The sequence below is a fragment of the Pseudoalteromonas rhizosphaerae genome, from assembly GCF_902498845.1.
Classification (GTDB): Bacteria; Pseudomonadota; Gammaproteobacteria; order Enterobacterales; family Alteromonadaceae; genus Pseudoalteromonas; species Pseudoalteromonas rhizosphaerae.
The window spans coordinates 42507-51462 of the sequence record NZ_CABVLM010000022.1; the positions used below are offsets into that span (position 1 = coordinate 42507).

The 8956-nt window shown below is 45.3% G+C and carries 3 protein-coding genes; all 3 read right to left on the reverse strand.

Features of this window, described 5'->3' with window-relative positions:
- Positions 1–31 precede the first annotated feature (31 nt).
- Positions 32–682, reverse strand: coding sequence for a hypothetical protein (locus PSR9079_RS23755; RefSeq protein ID WP_179959246.1), 651 nt, complete (start codon positions 680–682; stop codon positions 32–34).
- Positions 672–3524 carry a hypothetical protein gene (locus tag PSR9079_RS22320; protein WP_149983330.1) on the reverse strand — a complete coding sequence of 951 codons (2853 nt, stop codon included), beginning with the start codon at positions 3522–3524 and terminating at the stop codon, positions 672–674. The genes PSR9079_RS23755 and PSR9079_RS22320 overlap by 11 nt, the downstream gene beginning before the upstream one ends.
- Positions 3525–3551: 27 nt before the next feature.
- Positions 3552–8956 (reverse strand): hypothetical protein (locus PSR9079_RS23760; RefSeq protein WP_179959247.1); only part of this gene is annotated, 5405 nt, incomplete at its 5' end.

Sequence of the window (8956 nt, forward strand, 5' to 3'; positions counted from 1 at the left end):
CTTAAAATTAAGGGGCTTAAAAGCCCCGATGTTAGTTAGGTATTTGCCACGTTGTTGCAAAGTTGTCGGTGGCTAGTTGGTGCGCTTCGATTATTTCAGCCTTTGTGCAATTGACCATTACACCGGTACCAACGTCCGCCGTTGACCACGGGATCATGTCAGTTGGCTCTAACGCCCAATGCTTTACCAGCGCGTTAGCTAAACGCGTAATACTAGTTTCATCAGCATCAAAGCATTTGCCGCTGGCCGTGGTAACTGTAGCGTTGTCGATTTCTGACTGGCGGCGTAACTTAAAGATGGTAATGGCATAGGGTTCTAACACCTCAAGCACTGTTTTTAGTGCTGGCCGCTCTGGTGCTTGTGGCTCTGGCCGTGGTTCTACGGTGGTAATAGTGCCATCTTCATTGGCCACGGGCTCGGGCAAGTTAGCGTTAAACTCGTTGACTTGGTTTAGCTCAACTAAATAATCGTAGTAGTTTTGCGCCCATTGCCATTGCTCGCCTTGGGCTGTAATTTCTGCAAATTTTTCAATATGCTCAACTTTGCCTTTTGCGATCAACTGCGCCAGGTCATTTACAACAGGCCCTTGTTTAAGTGTTGGTAAACCCTGCTCGTTAAGAACAGGGGATTGCTCGTCATCTAGGACGATAAAATCTAAAAGTGGGGTTATGTTATTTGTCATTTTTAATCCATCCAAGTGGTTCTACACAGCGAGCTGTAACGACTAAAACAGTGTTACCGTTTTCGTCAAACATTGTCGATTGACCGTCTACGATGTGAATTTTGCCGTCATCGCCCCAATCAACTCCGTTGTGTTTAAGTTCTGTCGCTGCGTATTGAACATAGCCTTGCTGGTTTTCGACTACGTTGTAGTTCAGGGCTTTGAACGCGGGGCTATCATTTGTTGGAGCGGCGAGCGGGATAGCAACGTGTTTAGTCTCTTTACTTGCTGAGAGTTTACCCGTTGCTAAATCAATGCCGATTTGGTTTAAACTTAGTTCAACTGTTTGATTGCTTGTTGATGTATTAACGTTACCAGTGAGTGAAAAACCCAAATCGCGCGCTTGTGACGCTGAGTCAGAGATTAAAACGTTGTTTAGATTTCTGATGGCAGAATTGACAGCGTTTTTAGTCATTTTAGCTTTGGTTTTATACTGCCAAATGGTCACTTGATTGGCAGGCATATTAGTGACTGTAACCGTATTTTTTGCCGCGCTACCAATTGCTGTAGTGGCCTGAGTCCACGTTGCACCGCTATCGGTCGTATGAGTGCGGGTAATGTCAGAACCTAAACCAGCATATGGGCGCGTGAGTGCAAATTCATCTTTTGTACCATTAGGTAAATCAGGTAAATAGCTGCCTACCCAGCCGTATTTAAGGTCATCGCAGAGTAGTATATCTGGTATTGAGCCTTGCACATCTGTATGTATAAACTCTGAAGACAACGAAGGCTCAATAGCTAATGACAGAACGTAATTAAGATTTTCACCCGCAGGTATGCCGTGACCAATTGCGGGGGCGATTGGTAAAATACGAATGTTATAGCCCTCTAATGAACCTGACGATGAATCAAGCAAGGAAAATCCTTGTATTTTGAAATACATTGGACTGCCATTGTAAAAAATGCAAATCGATGAAAAATCTAGTGAGAAATTTAAATTACTTGTCCACCAACTTGGCTTCGTCATTCCTAAATTTAAATATGTCGTAGTGTGATATCCTGAAGTTTGCCCCACATTCGTTATGACGGAACTTTCTTGTCCACGATACTCGCCTGATTTAATAGCTAAGTCGGCTTCTGCAAAATCTTCTTGCTTTAAACCCCACGCTGAATAGCGCATATCACGGCAGACACCGCCTTGGCCCCATGCGTAGATAGCATCATAGAAACGTCCATCAGGTCTACCAGAAAAATTGCTAGTCACGCTGCCGCCAATAGCCCCAGAAGCGACATATCCACCTGAACCATGATAACTAAAACAATCACTTCTACTCGTTAATTTTCTTTCAGTGTTTGCAGCCCACCATTTTACTCGGCTACCATTTGTATTTACGACGGTTGATGTGCCTTGAGTATTAAAGTGCGGGTGGTATGCGCCCTGATTTAATCGATTTACGGTAGCACAAACTAAAAAGTAGCATTCACGATCAACACCTACATCTATTGACATATCTTTTCTTAATGTGTGTAAGCCAGTGCTTAAGTTATCGTCTTTATTTTGATATTGCGGGTAGTTACCCGTGTAAACATTTACGTTTAATTCTTCGGATTGTTGATCTAACACCCCCTGAGGTCTGACAGAGAATGCTGATCCAAATTTGAGAACTGGTTCGCTGTAATTTATCCACATCCAATCCCCATTACCTACCCCTGCAAAACTACGCGCACGCAAAGACCACTGGTAAAACTTACCTGTTGCATCATCAAAATAGATATTATTAGCTGGGTCATTTGCTATTACTATACGCTGCGTCTCCGTTGCTGTTTGCCAATTAACACCCTTGCCTACGCTGGTTGTATCACCCTCGTACCATGCAAAATAACTTACTGGGCGCACGTTATTTATTGTAGTTGTTATACCATTAATATCAGGCGCTTGGCTTTGAATTAGACCATTTTTATAAACAAACGGGTCAGCATCATTAATTTCACGCAAGAACGCTTCAAAGCCAAACATGTCAACGCGGTTAGTCACAACCTTGTTAGTTTCAGTCTCACTCGCAAATGCAATGGAGGGTGTTGCGTGTGTAACTGAAACACCCGTTTCACTGTCATAAGTGCGAGTACCATCTTCAGCAAGGGGGAACTGTAAATAGTTATCTCTTGCTGCACTATTTAGATATTCTATTTTTGTTAGCACTCCTGAGACATTAACAAGAGGATAATCACTTTTAGAATTACCTATAGCGCTAGTTGAACGCCCAAGGACTAAAGTTCGGCCTTGTGAATTTAAAACCCAAAGCCCTTGATTTATTGAACCACCCGCTCCGGTTAAATGCTTACCAAAATGCACAAAACCACTGGCCGCAAACTTTTGATTATTCACAGCGCGGCGGGCTTCAAACTCGACTTTACGCATAGCCCACGGAAATGGGTGATACGCGTCCATTTGCGCTTCGTTATCAGCCTCAATCTGCTTTAACGTTTTAACCGTTGTTGTGGTGCCGTCTTGATTGGTGAACGTGACGGTACCCGTTTTTGTTTGCCAATCTTGCATGGCCACAAAGTTGTCGTTAACGTTTTTGTTAGCGTTATTGATAGCATCAACCGCAGCTCTAAAATCACCCGTTGTTGGGATAGCTACGGCGGGTTGGTTTGACTGATTGCTGTTAGCCCAGTTTTTAACCAGTTCAATGTACTGTTGATTAGCGCCGCCCACATAGCCACGGTTTATCTCAACTAAAAACCCCGCTAAGAATAGAAAATCGCCTTGGCGAATGTTAGCAATACTCTCGCCGCTGTTGATTGTTACCACTTTAGAGCCGTTGGTAACACTGGCTTGACTGGCTGTAAATGCTGCCATTGTTTAGTCCTCGTTTATTAAATTAATTTAGTTGCTGCCCGTTACAACAATCGATACTGAGCGCGATCCAGATATCGGCACCCCGTCTTCGGAGTACGGAAATGCAACAGTATTAGCCACAGCCCTAAGCTGTAATGACTGGCCTGCACTGACTGCTAGATTTGTATTTGCAGATACTCCAGCGGAAACTGAAAGAATCATTTCTGACCCCTCTTGTATGCAGTTAGCTGTGCCCATCGCGTTATTGCCTGCGATTGATTGCCACGTCCCCCCGACAAATCTCTCTATATCTATTATTGAATTAGGTTTGTATTGATTTGCAGGGCAGATGCCTGCGCCCATCCCGCTACCTTGAGCCGAAACACTTGCTGCAATAGTTATTGCTGTTGTGCCTCCTGGTATTGTAAAGGGGCCTGTTGATACATTAAGCAGCCCTGATGTGTTGGTTGCTTGGCGCGATATAGACAAAATACCCGCTTGGAAAGTACCCCCAAAATAAAAGCTACCGCTGTTGGTTTTATAGCTAACCGCGTTACTTTTACTCATGCCTGCGTAAATTGGCAGTTGTGTAGTGCTGTTCCACGTAACGCCGTTTATTTTTGGCCCGTACCACGATATTAAGTCGCCGCTTGGTCCGAACGGCGTGGAACGACCAACAATATCCAAATAATCAGAACTCGGCTCCGTGATTACTACCTCGCCGCCCATAATTATTGGTGATGTGATTTGAGTTCCCGCCCTAAAAGAATCCCCATCCACAGAGCCTTTGAAAAGGCTGTTACCATTAACAATTAACGTATAACCAACCCACGTCGAACCATTGTATTTTTTAGCTGTTTCAACCGTGGGGTCACTTGATTTAAATATATATACGATATCACCGATAACCGGAATACCCGTTGGTACCGCCGCATTTGCTATTGCGTCTGACCAAGCACCGGTTGATGTTGCAACCTCGTATTTACCAGCGCCACGGCTACCGCTGGAACCATCCGTGCCTTTTATAATGTAAGGGGTAGGGTTGCTCCACCCTTGATTAACCCATGCGGTGCCGTTTGATACATAACGCGCTTTTGATACATACGTGACATAACCCGCCACATACACGGGTGTGTCGCTCCAATACTGCGGTATTTGCTCTACAGCGCCATTAAAACTGCCGCCGCTTGGTTTTGCGGGCACTGACTGAGCCGCAATGTAAATAAAACTAACAAAGCTGCCGTCATTTCCATCAAAATAATCCACGCCCTTAATCGGGGTATAGCCCGCCAAACCTAATTGAGTAAATGCAATGTTAGTAAGCTCTGTACCTACTTGATAAATACTACAATCAAACCCGTATTCACCTGTTGGTGCCGTAAGTGATGAATAAAAAACCACGCCGTTTTTGTAGTAATGTACGTGCTCACCATCGCACTCAACAGTTAGATTATCTGAGCTGGTATAACTGCCAAAAAAGCCAATATATACCCCTGATTCATAAATGCTAATTGAACCTTGATCGCCGTACATTGCAAAGTTAATGTGCTCATAACCCCCCAATGTGTTGGCCGTTTTGCTTAGCCCAAAAATAGTATGGCGGCTATCATTTAACGTCGCAGATACAGCACATGCTTTGTATTTCATAACACTCTGAGCACCAGCATCCCAGCCTAATGATCCGGCAACCTTAGTAACACTGTTACCCGTTTTTACTGCATTTGCGTTTACAGCGTTAAGAGTAAATGCACTCGCGCCATCTACGCCGTTATTACCGTCGGCTATAACAATGCTATTACCCGCACCGTCGGTAACTGTGTGGGTACCGTTACCGTTATCTGTTACTGTTGGTATGGGGGCTGCATCACCGTCCACGCCATCTTTAATGGTGATGGTGTCTGCGCCGTTGGTAATTGTGTAAGAGCCGTCAGGGTTCGTTGTTATTGTAGGTGTGGAGCCTTTTTCACCTTTTAAGCCCGTTAAACGCGCGGCGGTTGACCATGATGTGATCGCGGTGCCGTCTTCAATTGTGCGCTCACGGCGGTATACGTCACCCGTTGTGTAACTCGCATGCCATGCGCTGGTACCATTTACACTATATTGGTACTCAACATAACGGGTTTTTCCGTCTGCACCATCTTGCGCTTTAATGTCATCAAGGTTCTTAACTTCGTGGCCATCACCAAGCACTAAGCGTCCACGTATTACATGCTGAGGGTTAAGTGGATCAGAGTTATCAACGTAAGACGTTGGCACGAACGTGTCACCCACCATCACGCCCTGGCGAATGATGTCACCCACTAAATCAAGGCTTGCAATTTCGCCATCGTTATAGCCCGCGATACCTGTTACACGCCCATTGTTATCGAGTGTCCAACCACCACGGGCAACGAGTTTGCCATCTACAGTGGTAAAAAGTTGGCGTAGCTGTTTAATGCTTGCCGTGCTTTCGCCATCTGTAATTTGCATGTTAGCGATAAATTCAGCGAGTGGGCCGTTAACCCATGAGCCACCATCGGCAACACACTGCACAGCGTCATTCTCGCTGGTTATTTGCCCCTCAGCATTTACGCAATAACCTACTGCAGTGCGGGTGTATTGCTGAGCTGTGGCTATCGCGGTGTTTTTAGCGGCCTCGGTATCATCATTAATTTTGCTGGTTAGGGTTTGTTGTAACGTGCTGAACGCTTGGTCTTGGCTTGCGAATGTTTGGGTTATTTCGTCAAACTCAGCAATAGTGTCATCAACAAACGATGCAAATTCTTCATCGCGCAGCGTACTTGCTTCATTGATTGTGGCTAGGGCAGTGGTCACATCACTAAAACGTGCTGTTACGTTTTCAAACGTGGCTTGATAACGTTGGTCACGCACTACACTTGATTGATATTGATTAGCAAAGGCTTTGTTTAGTGACGTAATAATAGCGTTGCTGCTATTAAAAATGGCTGCTAACTCAAGCTGCTGCTGAGCCAAGCTTTCAAGGTCCGTACTTTGCGCTTGGAGTTTTTCATTAGCGAGTGATGCTTTAACATTGAGCGTTGCTAAGTCCTGGTCTTGCATCATTTTGTTATACGCAGCAATTACATCATTCAAGCCTTTCGCTTGTTGCCCAAGCTCTAGGCCCTGAATTTGTAAAATGCTAGTCGTTACCGCGCCTTCTGCGGCATCTAAACGTTGTTTTACATTCGCAAAGGTAGCGTTTACGCCGTTTTCTTTATCGTTAAATAACGTGATCTGGTTTTCAATATAACCCTCTGCCGCATTAATAAACTGCTGCGCGTTATTGGCTTTTTGCAAAGTGCCGTTGTCAGCAAACTCTTGCAGTGTTGCACTTATTTGATACGTGGCATTAAATGTATCAAGTAGTTGGCTTACGTTACTTTGTGTTTGATAGCCCTGCAGCGTTACCCATGCGGCCCCAATTTCAACGGCGCGTTGCACGGCGGGGCCGTCAATCCATGTATGGCCATCTAGTTCACATTGCACTGCGTCATCTTGATCAACACGCTCGCCGTTGGCATCTACACAATAGCCGGTTATTGCCCGGGTAAATTCATTCGCTGTTGCCAGCATCGCTAAGTCTTGGGTTTGAAATTCAATACGTAACTGTGAACCCATGCTTGCACGAGCTTGTTGCTCGGTGATCACTAAATTATCAATGCGGTTTAAATCAGCCTCGGCGCTGCCCATGCGCACGCTTAGTTGCTGCTGCGCGTTGGCAGTAACGGTAATATCGTCTGCATTGGCTTGTATTAAATCGTACGCAAATGCAATGTTATCGTTTATGCCGTTGGGCTTATTAACAAACTGAGTAACGATGTTTTCAATAGTGCCCTCAGCGGCATTTATCCATTGCTGCGCCTCTTTTGCGGCAGTGATTATGCCATCGGCATTAATCTGCTGGATTGTGGCTTTTATGCCAAAACTTGCATCCCATGTATCAAGTATTTGTTGTACGTTGCTCTGTGTTTGATAGCCTTTATTGTCAACGTAGGCGGCGCTTAAGTTGATTGCGCGTTGCACGGCTGGGCCATCTACCCAAGTATGGCCGTCTAGCTCACATTGCACGGCATCGTCTTGATCAACACGTTCGCCGTTTTCATCAACACAAAAACCAGTAACCGCACGGGTAAATTCATTCGCTGTTGCCAGCATGGCTAAATCTTGCGTTTGAAATTCAATGCGTAGCTGTGCGCCCATGCTTGCACGGGCTTGTTGCTCTGTGATCACTAAATCATCAATGCGATTTAAATCAGCCTCAGCATCACCCATGCGCAAACTTAATTGTTGCTGCGCGTTGGCCGTAACGCTTATATCATCGGCATTCGCTTGTATTAAATCGTACGCAAATGCAATGTTATCGTTTATGCCATTGGGCTTATTAACAAACTGAGTAACGATGTTTTCAATAGTGCCCTCAGCGGCGTTTATCCATTGCTGAGCCTCTTTAGCCGCTGTGATTATGCCCTCGTCATTAATCTGTTGAATAGTCGCTGTTATGCTGTACTGGCCATCAAACGTACTAATATATTGCTGCACGTTCGCAGCCGTTTGATAGCCTTTGCTATTAACAAAAACGGTGGTGTAGTCATTAATTAATTGTACAAGTGGACCATCAACCCATTCATGGCCAGCGGCAATACAGGCCATTGCGTCTGGTTCATCAACGCGGTTGCCCTCGGCATCTACGCAGTAACCCACAACCGCCTCTAAGCGCTCGTTGGCTTGAGCAACAGCGCGTGTACCTTCGCGGGTTATTTCTGCTCTTAATTCACGTTCAGAGCTTGAGCGCGCTGTACGTTCGTTCGCAAAGGCTTTATTTAGGCTTGTTAAAAACGCCGCGTTTTGGCCGTATAAACCCGCTAGCTCTAGCGTTTGGGTTGCCAGTGATTTTACATCGTCTGTAACAGCCGTAAGTTTTTGATTCGCTGTTGCTAGGCTAAAACTTTGCTCTGCAAGTTCTTTGTCTTGCTGCATTTTATTATACGCGGCAATAACCTCGTTTAAACCAAGCTCTTTTACGTCAAGCTCTAAGCCGCTTACTTGGGTAATGCTTTGGCTAATTTCGCCAGCGATTGCATCAATACTTTGCTCAGCAACACTAATGCGTTGGTTTACACCGTCTTCGCTATTTAAAATACTGGTTACTTGGTCACGAATGGTGGCATTTGCACCGTCGATCCATGTTTGCGCGGCATTGGCTTTTACGATGATGTCTTGGTCGTTAAACTCTTGCAGCGTAGCGGCAATGCTGTACTGAGTATTAAACGAGTCAATCAGCGTCTGTACGTTGCTTTGCGTTTGATAGCCCAGCGCATTAACCCACGCGGTTGTTGCATACTGTGCCATAACGCCCGTTGCGGCGTTAATGTCTTGCTCAAGCTCTGTGGTACGCGCGGTAATGTCTGCAAGGGCTAAATCGTTTGCACCGCGTTTACCCACCTCGATAAAGT